Here is a 20,449-nt window from a genome sequence, read left to right on the forward strand (position 1 = left end):
CGCCGACCGTCGAAGCAAACCGTTTTGTAGCGTCTCGACCAATTTCTTATGGATTCAGCGCATATCTGGCCGGAGGTGGAGCAGCCCCCCAGTATCGACGGCCCATTCGCACGCCCGAGCACGGAAGGGACAAGGCACATGCAGGACATGACGAAGATCGGCCTGGCGGCCGCCGTCGCCGGGGGCTACCTACTGGGGCGGACGAAGAAGGCGCGCCTGGCCTTCACGCTGGCGACGTACATCGCCGGCCGCCGCATCGGTCTCGACCCCAAGCAACTCGCGACCCAGGGCCTGAAGAAGCTCAGCGAGATGCCGCAGGTCGCCGAACTCGGACAGCAGCTCTCCGGTGAGGCGCTGGATGCCGGTCGCAAGGCCCTGAAGGCCACCGCCGACCGCCAGCTGGCCTCGCTCGCCGACTCCCTCCACGAGCGCACCCTCGCCCTCGAGAGCGGTCCGCGCGATGACGGCCGTGACCAGGGGGAGGACGACGAGGACGAGGACGCGTACGAGGACGAGTACGAGGACGAGGACGAGTACGAAGACGAGGACGAGGACGACGAGGGCGAGCGGGACGACCAGGGCGAGCGCGACGACGAGGACGGACGCGGGTACGAGGACGAGGACGAGGACGAGGAGGCCGAGGAGCCCGGCGACCAGGACGAGGAGGAGGAAGAGCCCGGGGACGAGGAGGAGCCACCACGGCGGCGGCGCAGCACCTCGGCGCGCACCGCGGCCCCCGAGAAGCCGGCCGCTGCCGAGAAGCCGGCCTCCCGTACGCGGACCTCGTCCGGCGGCGGCGCGCGCGGCGGCACCGCGCGGAGCAGCACGGGCGGCAGGACCTCCAAGGCGTCCTCCGCCGATGCGAAGCGCCGGAGCCCGGCTGCGAAGTCGGCCGGCGGACCGGCCGCCAAGAAGACCGCGGCGAAGAAGACGACCGCGACCAGTACGGCGGGTACGAAGACCGCCGGCGCGAAGACCACGGGCGGGAAGGCCACGGGCGGGAAGGCCACGGGGACGAAGACGGCGGCGAAGGGCACGGCCACCAAGAGCACGAGCACGGCCGCGAAGAAGGCGGAGCCGAAGAAGGCCGCCGCGAAGCGGACCTCCGGGAGCAGGACCACCGCGAGCAGGCCCGCTGCGAAGAAGGCGCCCGCGAAGAGAGCACCCGCGAAGAGAGCACCCGCGAAGAAGGCACCCGCGAAGAAGGCGCCCGCCAAGAAGACCGCTTCGGCGCGCGCCGGCGGATCCGGCGGATCGGCCTCGAGGACCCCGGCGAAGAAGACCGCCACGAAGAAGACGGCCGCTCGCCGGCCGACCGCGCGGAGGTGAACCATGGCCACGAAGCAACAGGACGCCAAGGGAGCCGGGAGCGGGCAGTCCGGAATGGACCGGCTGTTGGACGAGGTCGGCGGGTTCCTCAGCGCGCAGGCCGGTCAGCTCGCGGACCGGGCGGCCGACAAGGTCGACGACCTCACCGACCGCCTGTACGACGTCGCCGAGAACGGTGGTTCGCTCGCGGGTGTCGGAAGCCGCATCCTGGGCGGCGACTCACCCATGAAGGCGGTCATCGGCCAGACCTTCTCCGGGATCAAGGACAAGGTCACCGACGCCGGCGCCGGCCTCTTCGGCGGCGGAGGTGACGGGGACGGCGGAGGTGACGGGGGCGGCGGCGGCAAGAAGCGGGGCCGCAAGAGCGGCAACAAGGCCATCAACATCGTGGAGACCATCGACGTCGGTGTGCCGCTGCGCACCGCGTACGACCACTGGACCCAGTACGAGGACTTCAGCAGCTTCGCGAAGGGCGTGCGTTCCGTCTCGCAGGGCGACGACACGACCACCGACTGGAGGGTCAAGGTCGGCCCGTCCACGCGGACGTGGAAGGCCACCGTCCAGGAGCAGGTCCCGGATGAGCGGATCATCTGGACCTCCGACGGGCCGAAGGGCACGACGCGCGGTTGCGTGAGCTTCCACGAGCTGGCCCCGGCCCTCACCCGGATCGTGCTGGTCGTGGAGTACTACCCGTCGGGCTTCTTCGAGCGGACCGGAAACCTGTGGCGCGCACAGGGCCGACGGATGCGGCTGGACCTCAAGCACTTCAGCCGCTTCGTCACCCTCTCCAACGACGAGCCCGACGGCTGGCGCGGGGAGATCCGGGACGGCGAGGTCGTGGTCAGCCACGAGGAGGCCGTCGAGGAGGAGGAGCGCGCCGCCGCCGAGGAGTCCGGCGCCGAAGGGGAGGGCGAAGAGGACGGCCAGGACGAGGACTACCCCGAGGACGAAGCAGAGCGCGAGGACGAACCGGACGGTACCGGGGGCGAGGACGAGGGAGCGGACGAGGGAGAGGACGGGGGCGCCTACGAGGACGAGGACGAAGGCGAGCGGGATTACGACGAGGACGAGGGCGAGGACGAGGGCGAGGCAGAAGGGGGTCGGGCCGAGCCCGCAGCCGAGGAGCCGGAGGCAGGCGGGGACGAGGACGAGGAGGAGTACGAGGACGAAGACGAGGACGAAGGCGGATACGAGGACGAGGACGAAGGCGGATACGAGGACGAGGACGAGGCGCCCGAGGACGAGGACGAACCGCCCCGCCGCCGGCGCCGGCGCTGATCCCCCGAGGCCCCCGGCCCACCCCGGGCGCCACGAGGCCGACGGCGGATGCCGTCGGCCTCGTCGTACGGGGCCCGTGTCCGAGCCCGTTCGTTCAGTGCTTCAGGGTGTCCTTGGCCTTCTGGCCCGTCTGCTTCGCGTCACCCTTGATCTGCTCGGCGCGGCCCTTCATCTCCATCCTCTCGTTGCCCAGGGCCTTGCCCGTGGCCTCCTCGGCCTTGCCCTTGACGGTCTTGCCGACGTTCTTGGCCTTCTTCCCTGCGGCCATGTCCAGCCACCTCCACAGCACGGCTATAGGCACCGCGCGCATACCCGGACGACGACGCCTGATGCATCCCCGTACCCGACGCGTCCCCGATCCGGCGGACCCGCGCATCCCGGCGCCCGCCGCGCGTCCGGAGGCCCGGCGGCCCACAATGGACACGGGCCTCGGCAGGCTGCGGAGGTGCACAGCGTGAACACCGCACACGGACGGCGAGCGGCGTACGTCGCCGCGCCGGAGCACGTCAAGCCGGACCGGCTCTTCGACCGGGACGACGAATGGGCCGCCCTCGGCGCGTTCGCCGACGACCCGACGCCGGCGCCGCGCCTCGGGATGGTGCGCGGCCGCCCCCGCCAGGGCAAGAGCCTCCTGCTCGAAGCGATGGCCCGGTCCACCGGGGGCCTCTACTTCTGCGGGCAGCAGGCCACCGAGGCGGAGACGCTGAGGCGGCTCCGCGCCGAGTACGAGCGGCACGCCGGTGCGCAGCCGGACGGGCCGGCCTGGCAGGACTGGGGCCAGGCGCTCGACGCCCTCTTCGCGCTCGGCGACGACCGGCCGTACCTCGTGGTCGTCGACTCCTTCCCCGCCCTGGTGAGGTCGAGTCCGACGCTGCCCGCCGCCCTCCGTGCCGCCCTGCACCGGCTGGAGGTCGCACCGCGCACGAACCGCGTGCGCCTGGTGCTCAGTGGGGAGACGGGGCCGGTCATGGGCCGGCTGTTCACCGTCGGCTCGCACCTGCACGCCCTGGCGGGCCTGCGGCTCGAGGTGCGGCCGCTGGACTACCGCAGGGCGGCGCGCCTGTGGGGTCTCGACGATCCCGAGCTGGCGCTCCTGGTGCACGCGGTGGTCGGTGGGACCCCCGCCTACCGGTACGACTACGTGAGCGAGGACGCGCCGCGGGACCTCGACGACTTCGACGACTGGATCTGCCGCACCGTGCTCAGCCCGCGCACCCCGCTGTTCGCCGAGGCCCGTCACCTCGTGGACGAGGAGGTCGCACAGGCGACCCCGGGGATCTGCCACTCCGTGCTCACCGCACTGGCCACGGGCCGCACCACCCAGGGCGAGGTGGCCACCTTCCTCGGACAGCAGCTCGCCGACGTCTCGCGCGCGCTCACCCTGCTCCGTGACCACGGGGTGCTGCGGTCCGAGCCGGACGGGTTGCGGCCGGCCGTCACCCGGCACCGGATCACCGACCAACTCCTCGCGTTCGAGCACGCCGTGGCCCGCCCCCGGCGCACCGAGCTGGAGCAGACGGACGCCGCGTCGGTCTGGCGCGCGGCCCGCGACGACTTCACGGCGTACGTGGTGGAGCCCCAGTTCGGCGACGTCTGCCGGCAGTGGGCGGCGCGCTTCGCCGGTCCCGCCCTGCTCGGCGCCGACGGCCCCGTCACGGCGGTGTACGGCTCGCCGGCCGACCCGGGAGAACCCGACCGCCCCACCGGCGCACCGGACGCGACGGCGGCCGAGGTCGTCGTACGGTCGGCCGGGGACACGGTCGGACCTCCGCTCGCCCTCGGACTGGCACGCTGGGGCACGCCCATGGACGCGGGCCACCTCGAGCGGCTGCGCGCCCTGGCCGCCCGGTCGGCGGAGCCCGCCCGGGCAGCGGCCGGGGACGTCCGCCTCCTGCTCTTCGGCACCCGCGGCTTCAGTGACGACCTGCACGCCGCGGCCGACCGCGGCGAGGTCGTGCTCGTCGACCCGCCCCGGCTCTACGCCCCGTGACGGATCCCGCCGCCCCGCAACCGGTCCTGCCCGCCCCGCAACGGGTCCTGCCCGCCCCGCAACGGGTCCTGCCCGGCCCGCAGGTGCGGACCGGGCAGGAGCGTGGTGCACGGGGCCGGGGTCAGCGCTGGAAGGCCACGTCGTAGTAGGTGTCGACCAGCGCGCCCGAGGGGGCGAAGCAGCGGATCTGGACGCCGGTGCTCGGGGTCCAGAAGTCGACCTTGCAGTAGGCGGAGTCGGAGCCGTACGCCGTCACCTGCACGTGCCCGTTGCCCAGCGGCATGTTCGGCGGCACGAACCGGTAGGTGCCGGTGCCGATGCGGCGGATGCGCATCACCGAGCCGGTGGAGTTGTACGCGTACGAGGCGGCCGGGTTGTAGGCGGCGGTCGTGGGCTGGTTCGCCCAGGCGTACGCGGCCGGCGTGGTGCGCAGGATGCCGGTGGAGCGCACGTACGTCAGCGTGAAGCGGTTGTCCGCGAGCCGGCCGACCGCGTTGTGGCAGCGGACGTTGACGTACTCGGTCGACCCGGACGGGAACCAGTTCACGACCTTGCAGCGGGCCGCCACGTCACCGTAGGCGGTCACCTGCACGTGCCCGGCGGCCGCGCCGATGGACGGCACCCGCACCCGGTACTGGCCGGCGCCCTGGCGGGTGATGGTGTTCGTGGACCCGCCCGAGTTGAACTGGTAGGACGTCGAGGGCGTGTACGCGGCGCTGGTGGGCTGGTTGGCCCACACGTAGGCGATCCGACTGCCGCCCACCACCGCGGTGTTGACGAAGCTCGCGTCGAACGTCGTGTTGACCCGGGCACCGGTGCGGGTGAAGCAGCTGACGTGCACGTCGAGCCGGCCGCCGGCCCCCGGCACCCAGTAGTTGACGCCGCAGGTGTGGCTGGTCGACCCGTACGCGGTCACGTGCACCGTGCCGCCGATCAGGCCGAGTCCGGGCATCCGCACCGTGTACTGGCCGGTTCCGGTGCGGACGACCGTGTTGGTGCCGCCCGTCGAGTTGCGGCTGTAGAACGCGGACGGCGTGTACGGCACGTTCAGCGCGGAGTTCGGGGAGTTGGCCCACACGTACGCCAGTCCGCGGGCCGGGGCGGCCTGCGCCACCCCCGGCGCCAGTACGACGGCCCCGCCCGCCATGGTCAGCGCGGCACCCGCGGCCAGCAGCCGCGTACGCCACTCCTTCAGGAATCGCGAAACTCGCACGTCCTTTTCCTCCCCCAAATCCGCACGGACTCGAATGCGGGCCGCCCGGGATCCGAGCCGTCGGCCCACGTCAGCGGTGAGGAACCTACACACCGCCGTCCGGCCCGACCATGGCTTGAAAGTGACTGCCCGCGGCGTGCGGGAGCTGTCGGACGGCGCGCGGCCCATCCGGAGCGCCCCCTTGGACCGGACCGCCGACGGCGTGCCCCGGCGCGCATTCGGGCTGCCGTACGAGCGCTCCTTCCGGAGTTGGAAGCAGCCCCGCGAAGCCGGTGAAGTTCCCCGACTGGCCGGCCGCGGGCGGACCGTCCGGACTAGCGTGGCTTCCCGGTGATCAACGCCGGACCTCCCGGGTCCGGACCCCACGTACCGAGGACGACGATGTCCGGACTCCGCGAACCCGCGGCCCGCGCCGACCGCCCCGAGGGCGGCAGGCGCGCCCGCCCCGCCGGCCCCCGGCACACCGCCGGCACCGCGACCCGAACCGCCCCGCGCCACACCGCCGCGCGCCCGGCCCCGGCCGGCGCCCCCCGCCAGATACGGCCCCAGCTGGTCCGGGCCGCCGTCCTGCCCACCGTGGCCGCCGGACTGATCGGCGCCGCCGCCGTCCTGTTCACCCTCCAGCTCGACGGCCTCCGGCTCGGGGGCGGCGGGGCCGGGGGCGCCGGTGCGGTCGGAGGCGGTGCGGCGGCCGACGGCCGGCTCTGGCTCGTCCTGTCCGGCTGCGCCGTGCTCTTCGCCGGCGCCCTGGCCGCCGCCTGGCTCGGGGCCCACCGCGCCGCCCGCACGGTCCGCGACCGCTGCGAGGCGCTGCGGCGCTCCAGCGCGCGCGGGCAGCAGGAGCTGCGCACCGTGCTCGACCGGCTGGAGCGCGGCGAGAGCGTGCCGCCCCGGCGGTCCGGGGGCACGGTGCTGCCCGAGGGTCCGGCGCCCGCCGGCGTGGACGAGTTCTGGCTGCTCGGCCAGGAGCTGCGGCAGGCCCGCGAGCAGGCGCACGCCGCGCTCGTGCGCACAGCCGCCATCGGGGGCCACTCCGACAGCGACCAGAAGGTCGAGGTCTTCACGAACCTCGCCCGGCGCCTGCAGTCCCTCGTCCACCGCGAGATCCAGCTGCTGGACGGGCTGGAGGACATCGTCGAGGACCCCGACCTGCTCAAGGAGCTCTTCCACGTCGACCACCTCGCCACCCGCATCCGCCGGCACGCCGAGAACCTCGCCGTGCTGGGCGGATCGGCCTCCCGCCGCCAGTGGACCCGGCCCATCGACATCAGCGAGGTGCTGCGCTCCTCGGTCGCCGAGGTCGAGCAGTACACGCGGGTGAAGGTGGTGCCCCCGGCCGGGGGCAGCGTGCGGGGGCACGCCGTCGCGGACGTCGTGCACCTGCTCGCCGAACTCGTCGAGAACGCCACGGTGTTCTCGCCCCCCGACACGGACGTGCTGCTGCGCGCCGAGCGCGTGACGGCCGGCATCGCCATCGAGGTCGAGGACCGCGGGCTGGGCATGCCGTCGGACGAGCAGCACCGCATGAACTCCCTGCTCGGCGACCCGGACCGGATCAGCGTCCGGCACCTGTTGGCGGACGGGCGGATCGGCCTCTTCGTGGTCTCCGCGCTGGCGCGGCGGCACGGCATCGCAGTCGAGCTCAAGACGAACATCTACGGCGGTGTGGTGGCGGTGCTGGTACTGCCGCGCGACCTCCTGGGGGCCGAACCGGAGGAGACGGCCGACCGCTTCGGCGGCTCGTCGGCGTCCGCGGGCCCCGCCGCGCCGGCCCCCGGGGCCGGCGCGGCACCGGCCTCCGGTAGCTTCGGGGAGCCGGGTGCCGCCGGCCCGACCGTCGCCGGGACGGGCGCCGGGACCGGCCTGCCCCCGCTGGAGCCGGCGCGGGCCCACGACGCGGCGGTACGGACGCCGCCGCGTGCGGAACCGGCCCCGGTGCCGGCCGCCGACACGAGCCCCGTCCCGGCACCTGCGTCGGCCGGGGCGCCCGCCCCGGCCGGGACGGCGGCTCGGGCCCACGCGCCCGCCCCCGCCCCGGCCGCGACACCGGCCGCGCGGGTGCGGGCGTACGCGGAGCCGGGCGTCGGCGTACGGGCGCACGCCGAGCGCGCGGCGACGGTACCGGTGCAGCTCGACGCGGCGCGGGCCGAGCCGGAGCGGGCCGGCGTGGCGCACGTACCGGCATGGGCGGCCGACTCCCGGTCCGCCGCGCCGTCCACCGAGCCGTCGGCCGAGCCGTCGGCCGGTCCCGCCGCCGCCCCCGCCCGGCCGCCCCTGCCACGGCGCCGCGCCCAGCAGCACGTGGTCCCGCAGCTGCGCGACGCCCCCGCCCCGGCCGCCGTGCGGCCCGCCGACGACACGGAGCAGCCGGTGCCCGACGCCGGGCTCATGGCCGCGTTCCGGCGCGGCTTCGGCCTCGCCCAGGCCACCGCGGTCGAGATGGCCGCCGACCCGGTCCGCGGCGGCTCCGCCGACCCGGGCGCGGAGGCCCCGTGAGCCCCCTCGATCCCCGCCCATCGCCCCCACCCTCCCCTCTCCCCGCAAGGAGCGCACTGCCATGTCCGGCGACGTGAAGACCCCCCAGCTGTCCGAACTCGACTGGCTGCTCGGCGGGTTGGTGCAACGCGTGCCCTACGCGCGCAGCGCGGTCCTGTTCACCGCGGACGGGCTCGTCACCTGCGTGCACGGCCTCGACCCCGACAGCGCCGACCACATGGCCGCCCTCGCCTCCGGGCTGTACTCGCTCGGCCGCAGCGCCGGTGCCCGGTTCGGGGACGGGGCCGAGGTCCGGCAGGTGGTGGTCGAGCTGGACTCGCTGCTCGTCTTCGTCTCGGCGGCCGGCTCCGGCACCTGCCTGGCGGTGCTCGCCGACCGGGACGCCGACGCGGGCGTGCTCGGCTACGAGATGGCCATGCTCGTCAAGAGCGTCCGCCCGTACCTGGCGGCCCCGCCCCGACACGCCGCCGCCGGCCGGCCCCGTCCGGTGACCGCCGCCCCGGGCACCCCGGCCACGCCGGGCACCCCGTCCACCGCCGCGGGCACCTCCACGGCGCCCGGCACCTTCAGCGCGCCCGGCGCCCCGCCCGTGCGGGTGCCCGCGCCGGCGACCGCGCCCCCGGCCGCGGCCCCCGGCCGGTGAGGGCACCGGCACCCCCGCACGACCTGCCGTGGCTGGACGACTCCGCAGGCCGGCTGATGCGCCCGTACACGGCGAGCGGCGGCCGGACCCGCCCGAGCGCGTTCCTCGACCTGCTGTCCCTGGTCCGTGCGACCGGGACGCCGGTCCGTGAGCCGCTCGGCCACGACCACACCCTGGCGCTGCGGCTGTGCGCCGGGCCGACCGGCCCGCTCTCGGTCGCGGAGATCGCGGCCCAGCTGCGGCTGCCCGCCGCGGTGACCAAGGTGCTGCTGTCCGACCTGCTGGAGTGCGGGGCCGTCACGGCCCGGGCGCCCCGGTTCCCGGCCGGCGGCGCCGCCGACGACCAGAACCTGCTCCGGGCGGTGCTCGATGGCCTGCGTAGAAGACTCTGACCGTGCCCGCCGGCGGGAGCCCGGGGAGTGCCAGGACCCGGGCGGGCCGCCGCCCGCGACCCTGAAGATCCTGGTCGCGGGCGGTTTCGGGGCCGGCAAGACCACGTTCGTCGGGGCGGTGAGCGAGATCGAGCCGCTCAGCACGGAGGAGCTGCTGAGCGACCTCGGCGCGCCCACCGATCCGCTGACGGGGGTCGAGGCGAAGACGGCGACCACGGTCGCCCTCGACTTCGGCAGGCTCACCCTCGACGCCGGGCACGTGCTCTACCTCTTCGGCACGCCCGGGCAGGAGCGGTTCTGGTTCCTGTGGGAGGAGCTGTGCACGGGCGCCCTCGGGGCGGTCGTGCTGGCCGACACCCGCAGGCTGGCGGACTGCTTCCCGGCCGTGGACTTCTTCGAGCGGCGGGGGGTCGGCTTCGTCGTGGCCGTCAACGAGTTCGAGGGGGGCCACCACTACACCGCGGAGGAGGTGCGCGAGGCCGTCGGGCTGGCGCCGGGCATCCCGGTCGTACGGTGCGACGCCCGCCTGCCGCGCGCCGGCACGCGCGTCCTCGCGACGCTGGTCGGCCACCTGCTCGCCGGGGCGCCGGTACGCCCGCGGTCCACCAACCACCAGGGGGAACAGACATGACGTACTACGAGTCCACCGGACACCTGCTGCTCACGCCGGTGGACCGGGAGGCGCCCGCGCGCGCCGTCCGGCTCCGCGAGCTGGGCCTGGGGGAGCGGACCGACCCGGAGCTCGACGCCTTCGCGCGCAAGGTCGGCGAGACGGCCGGGACCCCGTACGCGGCCGTCAACTTCATCGACGAGGACCGGCAGTTCTTCGCCGGCCTGCACCACCGGGCCGGCGCCCCCGCCGGGGCCTACACGGGGCGGGTGCTGGACCGGGCCCACGGCTACTGCCCGCACGTGGTGGTGCGGCGCCGGGCGCTGGTCCTCGAGGACGTACGGGACTTCGCGCGGTTCGCGCCGAACGCCGTGGCCGACGAGAGCGGCGTACGGTCCTACCTCGGCGCCCCGCTCACCGACCGGCAGGGCTTCGTGCTCGGCACGGTGTGCGCGGTGGACCTGGAGCCGCGCCGGTGGGGGCGCGAAGGGCTGGAGACGATCAAGGCCCTGGCGGCGGAACTGGTCGCCCTGATCCACGCCCGCGAGGACGCGGCCGGCGCGGCGCGGGAGGCCGGCTGACCCGGAGCCCGGGGGCGACGCCCGCGGTCCTCACCCCAGGAAGCCGGTGATGCGCCCGCGCAGGCCGCGGGCGTCCAGGCCGTGGGCGGCGGTGTGCTCCTCCGCGGTGCCGTACCTGCGCAGCTCGGCGCGGCCGACCCCGAGACCCAGCACCCGGTGCGGGAGGTCGGCGAGCGCGTCGCTGGCCGCGGCCGTCGAGGTGCCCGCCAGGTACGGCTCGACGAGGACGACCTCGGCGCGGTCCTGCCGACCGGCGGCGGCGCGCAGGGCCGCGGCGTCGAAGGGACGCACGGTGGCCGCGTACAGGACGGTCACGTCGAGCCCCTCGACGGCGGCGAGGGCGGCGTCCAGCATCGGGCCGACCGCGAGCACCACGCCGCGGGAGCCCTCGCGGACGGTCAGGAATCCGGTGGCCGCGCCGGGCCGCGGGAGCGCCCGGGGAGCCGCGTTCGCGAGGTTCGACAGCCGGACGTAGACCTTGTCGTCCCCGGCCCCCGCTGCGTGCCGCAGCAGCGCCTCCGCCTCGTCGGGGTGGCCCGGGACGTGGACGGTCCAGCCGTCGAGGGTGTCCATCAGCGCCACGTCGCCGGGGGCCATGTGCGTGACGCCGCCGGCAGCCCAGTCGTACGAGGCGTTCGCGCTGACCAGGACCCCGCCCGCGCCCTGGTGCCCGAAGTCGAGCTTGACCTGCTCGAAGGGCCGCTCGACGAGGAAGCTCGCGAACGTGTGCATGATCGGCCGCATGCCGGTCAGGGCCATCCCGGCACCGGCGCCGATCAGCAACTGCTCGCGGATGCCGACGTTGATCACGCGGTCGGGGTGGTCCTGCTGGGCGGGGCGGAACCCGTCCATGGTGATCTCGGCGAGCACGACGGCGAGCCGCGGGTCCTCGTCGAGCAGGCGGGTGGTGGTGCTGATGAAGCGCTCGCGCATCGTGTCCATGACGACTCTTTCCGGGCTGTTCTGAGCTTGCTGCGGAACTGGTGTGGCGAAATCAGCCCTTGGCCTCGACACGGGCGACGACCGCGTGCGGCCGGCCCGGGTGCTCGGCGGTGTAGGCGGCGTACAGCGCGTCGTGGTCGCGGCCGTCGACGGTGGTCGCGGTCCAGCCGGCCGCCGTGAAGCGGGAGGCGATGCCGCCGGGCCAGCCGTGGGTCGCGGAGGAGTTGTCGATCACGAGGGTGTGCAGCCGGTCCAGTCCGGCCGGGCCGGCGTACGCGATGGCCTCGTGGTTGCTGCCCTCGTCGAGCTCGGCGTCGCCGATCAGCACCCACACCGCCGGGTCGGCGAGCCCCTGGGCGCGCAGCCCGAGGGCGGTCCCGACGGCGAGCGGCAGGCCGTGCCCGAGGGAGCCGCTGCCGATCTCCACGCCCGGGACGAGGACGCGGTCGGGGTGGTGGCCGAGCGGGGAGTCGTACGAGCCGAAGCCGGGCAGCCAGTCGACGGGGAAGAAGCCCTTGGCGGCGAGGGTCGCGTAGTACGCCATGGGGCCGTGGCCCTTGGACAGCAGGAACCGGTCCCGGTCGGCCGCGTCGGCGGTGGCGGGGGTGACCCGCAGCACCCGGTCGTACAGGACCCAGAGCGCGTCGAGCGTGGAGGTGGCGGCCGGGCCGTGCTTCTCGGCCCCGGTCATCAGGCTCATGAGGCGCGGCAGGTCGGCGTGACCGAGGCGAGCGGGGCGAGCGGCGGGAGCCGGGGAGGAGGCCGGAGCGGAGGGAGCGGGGGGAGCGGGGGGAGCGGGGACGTGCGTCTGCGTCATGCCCCCACCCTCGTACCTCAAGTGCGCTTGAGGTCAACTCCTTCCCCTCGCGGGATCCAGGCGGCCGATCATGGATCCCGAAAGGTGCGCGCGACCACCCCGGGAAGTGCGGTATGGTTCTCGTGCGCGTTCAGCCAGGGGGAAACCCCAGGTCAGCGCGCATCGGGACGTGGCGCAGCTTGGTAGCGCACTTGACTGGGGGTCAAGGGGTCGCAGGTTCAAATCCTGTCGTCCCGACTCTGCTTCACGCAGGTCGGAGGCCGTTCTCTCACGCACGAGAGGACGGCCTTTCGTGCGTCCCGGATGGGACGGGTGCGCGCGGTCCTGGCACCCGCCCCGCCCGCCCCAGCCCATCCCGGCCGCCCACCCCACCCCAGGCGCCGCCCGCCTCGGCGCCTTCTCCCGCCGCCGGGCATGCGGTGGGGGCGCAGTGCGTCCGCCGTGCCAGCCGCGACGGGCGGGAAAGGTGAGTCGATGGCCGCATTCGACGCACCCGTGATCAGATCCTGGCTGCTCGGCTAGCATGTTCGGGCCAACAATGACCACGTTGAACACATGAACATCGGCTGAAAAATTGATATCTGCGATATCGCGAGTGATTTCGCGAATTGACGGCGGAATTAAATCCGCCGCGTGGCGTCAACCACGGGTCGTGCTGTGGGCCGCTGTGAGTGTGGTGGCCCTCGGGTTCCTCATCGCACTGGAGATCGCGGCGCGCCATTACGGGGTGGCGGGTCCTGTCAGCGCCCAGGCGCGCGAGGTGATCTTCGCGCCCCGGTCGGGCACGGTGCTGTACGCCGCCATGGCCTTGATGATGGTGGTGCTCACCTGGCGGCAGCGGTTCCTCGCGATCGGCGCCGCGATCGGCATCGACCTGGTCTTCTGGCTGGTGCGCTGGTGGGTCGGCGCCGAGTCGATGTTCGGCAGCGGCGCCCTCTGGGTGACGCTGGGCTGCGCCGTCGTCGCCGTCACGCGTCGCACCGGACGCGAGCGCACCCTGCTCCTCAAGGGCGCGGGCCTCGCCCTGCTCCTGGTGGCGGGCCGCAAGACCGGTTACACGTGGCTGATGATCACCTCGAAGACCCGGCCGACGGTGCTCGACCAGTACGTGGCGGCCGCCGACCACGCCCTGGGCAACCCGTCGTGGGTGGCCGGCCGGATCGTGGAGGCCACCGGCTCGGTCGGCGCGCACGTCCTCGACTGGGTCTACATCCAGCTCGCGGTGGGCGCGGTCCTGGTCGCCCTCTACCAGCTGCGGAACGTGGCGGCCGAGCGGCGGTTCCCGGCACACCACCTGGTGCGCACCTTCCTCGTGATCGGCCTGCTCGGGCCGGCCTTCTACATGATCTTCCCGGTGGTCGGTCCGATCTTCGCCTACGGAGCCGACGGCGGGCACTGGGCGGTGGCGAACCTCTGGCCGGACACCCCGCCGCAGATCCCCGCCCCGCGGGCGATGCCCTTCGACGGGATCACGCCGCGCAACTGCATGCCGAGCCTCCACACCGCGTGGGCGACCGCGATCTTCATCCACTCCCGCAAGGGCCCGCGCGCGCTGCGGTTCCTCGGCGCGTTCTGGCTCGTCGCCACCCTCGGCGCCACGCTCGGCTTCGGCTACCACTACGGCGCGGACATCGTCGCCGGTGTGGTCTTCACGCTCACCATCGACGCCGGGATGCGCGCGCTCAGCCGCGGCTGGGACCGTCAGGGAGCCGTGCTGGTCGTCCACGGGGCCGCGGTCTTCACGGCACTGCTGCTCTCGTACCGCTACCTCTCGACCCAGATGGCCGACCACCCGTGGCTGTTCGGCCCGCTGGTCGTCCTGTCGACGGCCTCGGTGGCCGTCGCCTTCGTCCGCACCACCAGGTCCTGGGACCGCCTGCCGGTACAGCCGCGCATCCCGGAACAGCGCCGCGAGACCCAACCCGAACTGGTCTGACGCGCACCGCACGGCACGGACGCCGCCGCCCGGGCGGCCCGGTACGGGGGGACCGGGCGAGCGGGCGGCGGCGTGCGGGGGTCACGCGGACGGGGTCACCACGTCGGCTGCGGGTGACCACGCGGCTGCCGGGGCGGTCACCACATGACGGGCAGGCGCTCCGGGAGGCGCTTCATGAAGCCGGTGCGCCAGACGAGCTGCTCGACCGGGACGGCCAGCCGCAGCCTGGGCATCGCCTCCAGCACGGCCTTGAGGCCGATCTCGGCGTGCTTCTTGCCCAGCGCGGTGGCCGGGCAGTAGTGCGAGCCGCCGCCGAAGGAGAAGTGCGCCGAGGAGTTCTCCCGGTGGAAGTCCAGGACGTGCGGGTTCGGGAAGACCGAGGGGTCGAAGTTGGCGCCCTCCGGAAGGACGAGGACCAACTCGCCCGCCCGGACCTCCTGGCCGCCGAGGACGGTGTCCTCCATGGCCAGGCGGGGCAGCCCGTCGCCGATGGACAGGTTGATGCGCAGCAGCTCGTCCACCGCCTGCGGCATGATCTCCGGCTGCGCGGCGAGCTGGTCGAGCTCGTCCGGGTGCGTCAGCAGCGTGACCATGGCCATCGCGAGGAAGCCCGCGGTGGAGATGACGCCGGCGCCGAAGAGGGTCACCCCGACGGTCGCGAACATCTCGTCCGAGACGTGCTCGTACCCGGGGGTGCCGCGCAGCGCCGCCAGGTCACCGATCAGGCCGGTGGTGGTGTCGTCCAGCCGGGCCTTCATGTACGCGATGTCCCGGTCCCAGTTGAGGCGGGCGGCCGGGATCTCGGTGGCCGAGTTCATGAACGCGATCGGCAGGGACTCCGCCAGCGGTGCGGCGGCCTCCAGCGGAATGCCGAGCATGTGGCAGTGCAGGGCCTCGCTGAAGGGGTCGGTGAACATACTGCGGATGTCCACCGGCGCCCCGTGCTTGAGCATCTTCTCGACGAGCTCGGCGGCGTACGAGGTCATGAACTCCTGCAGGCCGGGGGCCTTGGGGTTGATGGCCTTCATGACGGCCTTGCGCAGGCCGGCCCCGGTGATGTTGCCCATGTTGTTGACGACCTCCGGCGGGATCGTCAGCGCGTACTGGCGCGGCACCCCGGGGTCGGAGGTGTTCTTGAGGCTGAACCGGTCGTCCTCCAGCACCTGCTTGACCAGCTCGTAGGACGAGACCAGCCAGGCCTCCGCGCCGGCGATGGTGCGGACCCGGGTGATGGGCGGCAGCTCCTGCACCTCGGTGGGCAGCTGCGTCCCGTCCCATGTGAAGGGGAAGTCCAGGACGGTGTCGGCGGCGGTCATGCGCGGTCTCCTTCGGCGGGCGTGACGATGGCGTGGCCTTGGTTGCGGGAAGCCCTCAACCCCGCGCCGCGCGAATAGAGCAGGTCGGCCATGGGCAGGGCCGCGTGGTAGCAGTTGAGCGACGACTCGACGCCCATGATCGCCGGAGTGTCCAGGAAGAGCGGCGCCTCGGCGGACACGTAGTCGATGCACACCTGGCGCTGCCGCAGGGTCGGGGTGCCGCCGTCGAGGACCTTGGACGACAGGAAGATGTCGACCAGGGCGTTGCAGGTCTCGCGGAAGACCGGGTCGGTGTCCAGTCGGGCGTTCAGATCGGAGTGGATCCGCCGGTACGCGGGGATGTCGCGCAGGGCCGACATGGGCCTGCCGCGCAGCCGTTCGCCGGACGGGTCGTTGTCGGCGACGGCGGCGGTCACCTTGGCGCGGACGCCGCGAAGGTTCTTCACGGCCTTGCGCCGGGCGTCTTCCTCTGTGTAGCCGAGTGCCTCGTACATTTCGGCCACGTACAAGTCGGTATATATCAGGTCGACTTGGTCGAAGTTGTCCAGCCCCCAGCGTGCGAGGTCACTGACGCGCTGGTGCGAGAAGTAGGAATTGCCGGGACTGATGCCGATGACGGCGTGGGCGCGCTCGTCGGCTATGACCTGGCAGTGCGGCGTGTAGGGCTCGACCTTGAACGCTGCAGTGGTTGTGGTCATTGGATGTGGATGCATCCTTGGCGTCGCGATTCCCCGTGTGGGCCCCGTGCCCAGGGTGCGGCGGCGCGTGGCCCACAACCTACACATGATCGACTACGGTCCGCTACCGATCGTCCACATGTCGAAGGATGTTCACGGGACGACAAGATTGCGTTCATATGATCAGCCGACTACGCGCGTGGTACCGGCATTTCGGTCGTTCGTGAGCTTTGACGGGCATTGCGGCGGCGGTCGGGAGGCGCGGGAACCACCACCCGCCCCTCCCGCCCCACCCGTCCTGTCCCCGCCGGAAGGACGCGGGCCTTCAGCCGCGGAAGGCCTCCGGGCGTTCCGGCGATGCCTCGGCCAGGGCGCGCGTGACCTCGACGACGCCGGCCCGCAGCCCGTACACGGGGGTGCCCGGCTGCTGCCGCCACGAGTCGTCGAGGCCGCCCGAGTCCACGGTGTCGAAGCCGAGTTCGTCGATCAGGGCGCGCACGGTCTTCTTGGCGGCCTCGTCGTCACCGGCGACCGGCACCGCGAGCCGGCCCGGGGCCCCGGCCGGCAGCGGCCGGTCGAGGATGTCCTGGGCGTACGTGCCGTTGAACGCCTTCACCACGCGGTGGCCGACCTGCCGCTCCGTCCAGCGGCTCTCTGTGAGCCCTTCGTCCTCGATGCCCGAGATCCGGCCGTCCCGCTCCCGCGGGTAGTAGTTGCAGGTGTCGATGACGGCGAAGCCCTCCGCGGCGCCCTCGAACAGGTGCGGCGGCAGGTCGGGTACGGCCCGCAGCGGGACGGTCACCACGACCACCTCGGCGCCGCGGGCCGCTTCCTCCGCCGTGACGGCGCTCGCCCCGGTCTCCGCCGCGAGCGCCGCCAGGGACTGCGGGCCGCGGGAGTTGGCGACGGAGACCTCGTGGCCGAGGGCGGTCAGCCGCCGCGTGAGGTTGCCGCCGATGTTGCCCGCGCCGATGATGCCGATCTTCATGACCGAGGACCTCTCCACTCCGCGTGTGCCCACGCCGTGCGTGCGTCTGCCGGTCAGCTCAAACCGTCGGTGCGGCGGGCCTGTTCCCGAGGCCGCGTGCGATCCCCTCGACGGGTGAGGGGTCGTGCGGTGCGGTTGACGGTTGACAGGTCACGGGTCGCGGGCCGCTGCCGGGCGGTTCAGCGTTCCGACAGTTCCGAGGGGGCCTCCTGCACCACCCAGCCGTTGCCGTCCGGGTCCTCGAAGGACATGAACGAGTTCCAGGTCCCGCCCTTGCCGTCCTCCCAGCCGGTCTCGCCGACGTGGCGGACCGGCGAGACGTCCACCCCGCGGCCGACGAGCTCCGCCCGGGCCGCCTCGATGTCGGTGACGCAGAGCTGCAGGCCCTGTACGGATCCGGGCGCCATCTCCTTCGACCCGGGCAGCGAGGGCATGCCCTGCAGCATGGTGACCGAGCACCGGGAGCCGGGCGGGGTCAGCTGGAGGATGCGCATGCCGGGGGCGATCCCGGTGTCCGTGTCGACCTTGAAGCCGAGCCGGTCGGCGTAGAACGCCTTGGCGCGGTCCAGGTCGGTGACGGGCAGCGGTACGACTTCGAGCGTCCAGTTCACGGGGGCTCCTCGCGGATCGGGTGGCGGGTGGCGCGGCCGGCCGCCGCGTCCGGCGGGTCCGGCGGGTCCGGCGGAGCAGGGGCATCCGGGCGGATCCGCCGGTTCCACGGTGGCCCAGCCGGGACCCGAGTGCACGGCGAAACGCCAACTGCCCCTCGAACGCCGGACCCCCCCTTGCACCTGACCCTGCTCCGAACCTTGTCCCCTGCCCGTGTTCCGGCATGCGCCCGGCCCCTCCCGCCCGGTCCGCGTCCAGCCGCCCCCGGCGCGGCGCGTCACCGTAGCCCGCACTCCGTGCGGCGTCAGGAAGTCGGGCGGTCCGGGGATCTACCCTCGACGGGTGACCGAGAACGAGATCAAGCTGAAGGCCATCGCCGCGCTCACGGCGCTCAGGTCGGGGGCCGACTCGGGGTTCGTCTCCGACCTGCTGGCCGACGTGGTCCCCGGTCAGTTCCTCGTCCCGGCCGACGCCGGGCCGGAAGAGGCCGGGCTGGCCGTGCTGGAACAGATCTCGGGGCCGCTGAGCGCGCTGGTGAACGGCTTCATCCTCGCCTTCGACGCCGTCGCGGACGCCCATGACGAGGGCGACCCCGAGGTGACCACCGAGCACATCCTCCAGGACCTGGCCCTGGCCCTGGCCCGCGAGGACACCGACCCGGACTGACCGGCCGCCCCGCCTCCCGGCTCGCCAGGCCCCGGCGCGCGACGGCTCCCGGCCCCGGCGCAGGGCCCCGCCGCGCGGCGGAGGCGGTCGGGGAGCAGCCGGGGAGACGGTCGGGGAGATGGTCACGGGGCCGCGGGGGGCCCGGGCGGGCGGCCCAGCGGGAGCAGGTACTGGACGGGCTCGTCGAGGTCGTCCAGACCGAGGAGCTCGTGGGCCAGGTCGTCGTGGAGGCCGCCCAGGGGGACGGTGGCCAGGCCGAACGCCGCCGCGGTCAGCAGCAGCGTCTGGGCGAGGTGGCCGGCCTCCAGCAGGCCCAGCCGCAGCGCCCGCAGGCCGTAGCGGCGGCGCAGCAGGGCCAGGTCGAGGTGGACCGCGAGGACCGCCGGGACCGCGTCGACGCCCACCGCGTCCGGGTCGTCGGCGGGACGTGAGAGGTACGAGGACAGCGCCTTGAGGGCTGCCACGGCCGGCGCCGGGCCGATCGGGAGCAGCGCGCGCCGCTCCGGCACGCAGTGGTACGTCCCCGCGGCCACCCCCGCCACGTCCAGCGCCACCAGGCGCACGCGCACGCTGTAGAGGGCGCCCGCGCTCGGGTACGGGCGGTGCCGCAGGGTGCGGGCGCCCCCGCCGGCGAGCGGCTGCCGGGTGGTGTGGCTCTCCGCGTACGCGGACCACAGCACCCCGCCCAGGGTCCCCGCGTCGAGCGGCCCGGACAGTGCCCCGCGCACCGAGCTGCGGCGGCGCAGCGCCTCCCCGAGGGGGAGCTCGGGCAACGGGGCGGCGGGGAGGGGCAGTTCGGCCCCGAGGCGGGCCGCCGAGGGGGCGGGGAGGGGCGGCAGGTCGCGCAGCGCGGTGTCCTCGGGGCGCCCGATCCGGAACTTGCTGCGCTCCAGGTACTGGTAGTCCGCGGCCCGGTGCCCGGCGGGGAAGAAGTCGGGGTCGTCCCCGGTCTCCATCAAGGTGCGCGCCGCGAGCCGGCAGACCGCCCGCTCCTCGTCCGGGGTCACGCCGAGCCGGTTGAACAGCATGTGCAGCTGGGACGCCCACACCCAGGGCAGCCGCCGGTCGGCCTCGTCCTCCGGTACCGCGCCGCCGCGCAACCGGGCCTCCGCGGCTGCGACGTGGCGGGCCCACTCCGCCAGCCACGGCGCGGCGGTGCCGGCGTCGAGCGACGCGCGCAGCGCCCGGGCGCGCCGGACCAGGCCCGGCCGTCGGAGGGCAAACACGGAGTTCACGCGGGAGTGGACCGCGGCCCCGGGCAGCGGCTCCACCTCGGTGACCCAGCGCCAGGACGCGGCGTGCCGGCGCAGCCAGCGCGCGCCGGCCAGCTCGTCGAGGCCGAGCGCGTGGGCGGTGGCGTGCGCGACGTCCAGGGCCAGCGGCAGCCGGGCGCCGCGGTCCGGGGTCGCGCGCAGGGCTTCGACCGCCGCGCGGGTGGAACGCACGAACACCTCCTCGGCGAGCGGCAGCGCGGTCGGGCCGCCGTACCGGTCGGTCTCCGGTACGTACGGGACCGCGCGCACCTCGCCGTGCCGGGCCGGCCAGGGGCCGGTGAACGCGGCGGGCCACGACGCGGCGGCTCCGGCCAACCGGGCCGGCAGCCCGGCGGCCGCCCCTGCGGGGAGCGGGCCGCGGTAGCGGATCCGCAGGTGCGGGCCACCCTCGCCGTAGCGGATGAAGAACCAGCCGGCGTGCGGATGGGCCGTCATGCCGTCCATGAGCGGTGCGAGGACGTCGGTGACGAAGGCGTCCGTGTCCGGGCCGCCGGTGTGAAGGGCGAGGTGGAGGCCGTGCCACGGAGCCGAAGTCTCGGGGGTCTCGGGACTCTCGGGGGTCTCGGGGGTCTCGGGGGTCTCCGAAGGATCGGCGGTCTCGGGAGCCTCGGGCGCTTCACGAGCCTCGGGCGCCTCGGGGACCTCGGGTCCGGGGTCGGGACGGCGGCGGGGGCCGGCGGTCGTCATCGCGT

18 protein-coding genes, 1 tRNA gene and 1 pseudogene are annotated in these 20,449 nt (G+C 74.2%); 11 read left to right on the plus strand and 9 right to left on the minus strand.

Annotated elements, in window-relative coordinates; all coding sequences use genetic code 11:
- The first annotated feature begins 138 nt into the window (after positions 1-138).
- On the plus strand, positions 139-1,329 hold the full coding sequence (locus IF43_RS41565) for a hypothetical protein (RefSeq protein WP_030197341.1): 1,191 nt from the start codon (positions 139-141) through the stop codon (positions 1,327-1,329).
- Between the two features lie 3 nt (positions 1,330-1,332).
- On the plus strand, positions 1,333-2,607 hold the full coding sequence (locus IF43_RS0110605) for an SRPBCC family protein (protein WP_030197344.1): 1,275 nt from the start codon (positions 1,333-1,335) through the stop codon (positions 2,605-2,607).
- Positions 2,608-2,701: 94 nt separating this feature from the next.
- Here the strand turns inward: IF43_RS0110605 and IF43_RS0110610 are convergent, their stop codons facing one another.
- Positions 2,702-2,875: a CsbD family protein gene (locus tag IF43_RS0110610; RefSeq protein ID WP_030197347.1), complete on the minus strand. Its 174-nt coding sequence runs from the start codon at positions 2,873-2,875 to the stop codon at positions 2,702-2,704.
- 186 nt (positions 2,876-3,061) lie between these two features.
- Here IF43_RS0110610 and IF43_RS0110615 point away from each other — a divergent pair, with 186 nt between their 5' ends.
- A complete protein-coding gene (locus tag IF43_RS0110615; RefSeq protein ID WP_030197350.1) occupies positions 3,062-4,597 on the plus strand; it encodes an ATP-binding protein in 1,536 nt (511 codons plus the stop codon).
- Positions 4,598-4,718: 121 nt separating this feature from the next.
- Here the strand turns inward: IF43_RS0110615 and IF43_RS0110620 are convergent, their stop codons facing one another.
- Positions 4,719-5,810 carry a hypothetical protein gene (locus tag IF43_RS0110620; protein WP_051795064.1) on the minus strand — a complete coding sequence of 364 codons (1,092 nt, stop codon included), beginning with the start codon at positions 5,808-5,810 and terminating at the stop codon, positions 4,719-4,721.
- A gap of 381 nt (positions 5,811-6,191) precedes the next feature.
- Between IF43_RS0110620 and IF43_RS0110625 the strand changes: the two genes are divergently transcribed.
- From IF43_RS0110625 to IF43_RS0110645, 5 genes and pseudogenes are all read left to right on the plus strand, one after another.
- Entirely contained in the window at positions 6,192-8,306 is a 2,115-nt protein-coding gene (locus IF43_RS0110625; RefSeq protein WP_063753303.1) for a sensor histidine kinase KdpD, read from the plus strand.
- Between the two features lie 61 nt (positions 8,307-8,367).
- A pseudogene (locus IF43_RS0110630) lies at positions 8,368-8,751 on the plus strand (roadblock/LC7 domain-containing protein); the annotation flags it as partial.
- A 254-nt stretch (positions 8,752-9,005) separates the two neighbouring features.
- On the plus strand, positions 9,006-9,341 hold the full coding sequence (locus tag IF43_RS0110635) for a DUF742 domain-containing protein (RefSeq protein ID WP_051795083.1): 336 nt from the start codon (positions 9,006-9,008) through the stop codon (positions 9,339-9,341).
- Positions 9,319-9,972 (plus strand): ATP/GTP-binding protein, encoded by a 654-nt coding sequence (locus tag IF43_RS0110640; protein ID WP_078910054.1) that lies wholly within the window; start codon positions 9,319-9,321, stop codon positions 9,970-9,972. The genes IF43_RS0110635 and IF43_RS0110640 overlap by 23 nt, the downstream gene beginning before the upstream one ends.
- On the plus strand, positions 9,969-10,532 hold the full coding sequence (locus IF43_RS0110645) for a GAF domain-containing protein (protein WP_030197363.1): 564 nt from the start codon (positions 9,969-9,971) through the stop codon (positions 10,530-10,532). The genes IF43_RS0110640 and IF43_RS0110645 overlap by 4 nt, the downstream gene beginning before the upstream one ends.
- Before the next feature lie 30 nt (positions 10,533-10,562).
- On the opposite strand, the gene IF43_RS0110650 is transcribed toward IF43_RS0110645, so the two are convergent.
- Entirely contained in the window at positions 10,563-11,474 is a 912-nt protein-coding gene (locus IF43_RS0110650) for a transketolase family protein (RefSeq protein ID WP_030197366.1), read from the minus strand.
- A gap of 52 nt (positions 11,475-11,526) precedes the next feature.
- Positions 11,527-12,174 carry a transketolase gene (locus IF43_RS0110655; RefSeq protein ID WP_030197369.1) on the minus strand — a complete coding sequence of 216 codons (648 nt, stop codon included), beginning with the start codon at positions 12,172-12,174 and terminating at the stop codon, positions 11,527-11,529.
- Between the two features lie 280 nt (positions 12,175-12,454).
- Here IF43_RS0110655 and IF43_RS0110660 point away from each other — a divergent pair.
- Together IF43_RS0110660 and IF43_RS0110665 are read left to right on the plus strand one after the other, a co-directional pair.
- A tRNA-Pro gene (locus IF43_RS0110660) sits at positions 12,455-12,528 on the plus strand.
- Between the two features lie 415 nt (positions 12,529-12,943).
- Positions 12,944-14,227 carry a phosphatase PAP2 family protein gene (locus tag IF43_RS0110665; protein ID WP_030197372.1) on the plus strand — a complete coding sequence of 428 codons (1,284 nt, stop codon included), beginning with the start codon at positions 12,944-12,946 and terminating at the stop codon, positions 14,225-14,227.
- A gap of 137 nt (positions 14,228-14,364) precedes the next feature.
- On the opposite strand, the gene IF43_RS0110670 is transcribed toward IF43_RS0110665, so the two are convergent.
- From IF43_RS0110670 to IF43_RS0110685, 4 genes are all read right to left on the minus strand, one after another.
- Positions 14,365-15,543 carry a cytochrome P450 gene (locus tag IF43_RS0110670; protein ID WP_030197376.1) on the minus strand — a complete coding sequence of 393 codons (1,179 nt, stop codon included), beginning with the start codon at positions 15,541-15,543 and terminating at the stop codon, positions 14,365-14,367.
- Entirely contained in the window at positions 15,540-16,241 is a 702-nt protein-coding gene (locus tag IF43_RS39250; protein ID WP_199922711.1) for a tRNA-dependent cyclodipeptide synthase, read from the minus strand. Before IF43_RS39250 ends, IF43_RS0110670 begins: the two co-directional genes overlap by 4 nt.
- Before the next feature lie 304 nt (positions 16,242-16,545).
- Positions 16,546-17,226 carry an NADPH-dependent F420 reductase gene (locus IF43_RS0110680; protein WP_267884749.1) on the minus strand — a complete coding sequence of 227 codons (681 nt, stop codon included), beginning with the start codon at positions 17,224-17,226 and terminating at the stop codon, positions 16,546-16,548.
- 161 nt (positions 17,227-17,387) lie between these two features.
- Positions 17,388-17,819, minus strand: coding sequence for a VOC family protein (locus IF43_RS0110685; protein WP_030197386.1), 432 nt, complete (start codon positions 17,817-17,819; stop codon positions 17,388-17,390).
- Between the two features lie 340 nt (positions 17,820-18,159).
- On the opposite strand from IF43_RS0110685, the gene IF43_RS0110690 reads away from it, so the two are divergent.
- Positions 18,160-18,483: a hypothetical protein gene (locus IF43_RS0110690; RefSeq protein WP_051795067.1), complete on the plus strand. Its 324-nt coding sequence runs from the start codon at positions 18,160-18,162 to the stop codon at positions 18,481-18,483.
- A gap of 122 nt (positions 18,484-18,605) precedes the next feature.
- Here the strand turns inward: IF43_RS0110690 and IF43_RS39255 are convergent, their stop codons facing one another.
- Entirely contained in the window at positions 18,606-20,444 is a 1,839-nt protein-coding gene (locus tag IF43_RS39255) for a thiopeptide-type bacteriocin biosynthesis protein (protein WP_078910058.1), read from the minus strand.
- Between the last annotated feature and the right edge of the window lie 5 nt (positions 20,445-20,449).

Origin of the sequence: Streptomyces sp. NRRL S-87 (genome assembly GCF_000719335.1) — a bacterium.
Taxonomy (GTDB): Bacteria; Actinomycetota; Actinomycetes; order Streptomycetales; family Streptomycetaceae; genus Streptomyces.

Bases quoted from the DNA above. Each gene is read 5' to 3' on its own strand.
- IF43_RS0110640 (WP_078910054.1), top strand. From the start codon at position 9,319: ATGGCCTGCGTAGAAGACTCTGACCGTGCCCGCCGGCGGGAGCCCGGG.
- IF43_RS0110645 (WP_030197363.1), top strand. From the start codon at position 9,969: ATGACGTACTACGAGTCCACCGGACACCTGCTGCTCACGCCGGTGGAC.
- IF43_RS0110650 (WP_030197366.1), bottom strand. From the start codon at position 11,474: ATGGACACGATGCGCGAGCGCTTCATCAGCACCACCACCCGCCTGCTC.
- IF43_RS0110635 (WP_051795083.1), top strand. From the start codon at position 9,006: ATGCGCCCGTACACGGCGAGCGGCGGCCGGACCCGCCCGAGCGCGTTC.
- IF43_RS0110610 (WP_030197347.1), bottom strand. From the start codon at position 2,875: ATGGCCGCAGGGAAGAAGGCCAAGAACGTCGGCAAGACCGTCAAGGGC.
- IF43_RS39255 (WP_078910058.1), bottom strand. From the start codon at position 20,444: ATGACGACCGCCGGCCCCCGCCGCCGTCCCGACCCCGGACCCGAGGTC.
- IF43_RS39250 (WP_199922711.1), bottom strand. From the start codon at position 16,241: ATGACCACAACCACTGCAGCGTTCAAGGTCGAGCCCTACACGCCGCAC.
- IF43_RS0110655 (WP_030197369.1), bottom strand. From the start codon at position 12,174: ATGAGCCTGATGACCGGGGCCGAGAAGCACGGCCCGGCCGCCACCTCC.
- IF43_RS0110625 (WP_063753303.1), top strand. From the start codon at position 6,192: ATGTCCGGACTCCGCGAACCCGCGGCCCGCGCCGACCGCCCCGAGGGC.
- IF43_RS0110605 (WP_030197344.1), top strand. From the start codon at position 1,333: ATGGCCACGAAGCAACAGGACGCCAAGGGAGCCGGGAGCGGGCAGTCC.
- IF43_RS0110670 (WP_030197376.1), bottom strand. From the start codon at position 15,543: ATGACCGCCGCCGACACCGTCCTGGACTTCCCCTTCACATGGGACGGG.
- IF43_RS41565 (WP_030197341.1), top strand. From the start codon at position 139: ATGCAGGACATGACGAAGATCGGCCTGGCGGCCGCCGTCGCCGGGGGC.